This is a genomic window from Marinobacter iranensis (assembly GCF_029207565.1).
In the GTDB taxonomy this organism is placed as follows: domain Bacteria; phylum Pseudomonadota; class Gammaproteobacteria; order Pseudomonadales; family Oleiphilaceae; genus Marinobacter; species Marinobacter iranensis.
Genome location: NZ_JANCMW010000038.1, coordinates 1 through 596, shown reverse-complemented (window position 1 = coordinate 596; position 596 = coordinate 1). Strand labels below are relative to the sequence as shown.

Sequence of the window (596 nt, the reverse complement as noted above, 5' to 3'; positions counted from 1 at the left end):
GCCGGCGTGGCGATTACCTATTCCTCCAACTCGAAGGAATTCATCAGCAACCCGGTTTCCCGCGTCAGCCAGGCTCTGGACGGGTATGTGCTTCCATACTTGGGGGGCCAGACTGAAAAGCCGCAGAGCACGGCGCTTGAGTTTGGCGTTTATGGCTTCACCCCTGAGGACATCAAGGAATCGGAGATCGACCGGAGCGATCGTCCATACAGCAGCCTGGTCTACCTGTCCTCGAGCCAGAGTTATCAAACCCCGGGAGCCGATTCGGGTTGGACGACATCGATGACCGTTGGCGTGCTGGGACTGGATGTTTTCAAATCCGGTCAGAATGCAGTCCACAAGGTTGTCGGTAGCGAACGTGCGAGAGGTTGGGGGCACCAGATTTCGAACGGGGGGGAGCCGACTTTCCGGTATTCAGCGGCTTATCATCAGTATCTGGATGCCAGCCAGCCGAATCAGCAGTTCAAAGTGACGTATTTCGGATCGGTCGGATACCTGACCGAGTTAGGTGCGGCATTGGTTTTCAGGGATGGCCTGATTTCATCACCCGATAACCGCTTCAATCCCGAATTGATGGCTTATGGTGAACGGGCGCC

Annotated in this window: 1 protein-coding gene; it reads left to right on the top strand. The window is 56.0% G+C overall.

Annotated features, from left to right (window positions below; translation table 11 throughout):
* Positions 1 to 596 (top strand): lipid A-modifier LpxR family protein (locus tag NLU14_RS21335; protein WP_275710414.1); only part of this gene is annotated, 596 nt, incomplete at both ends.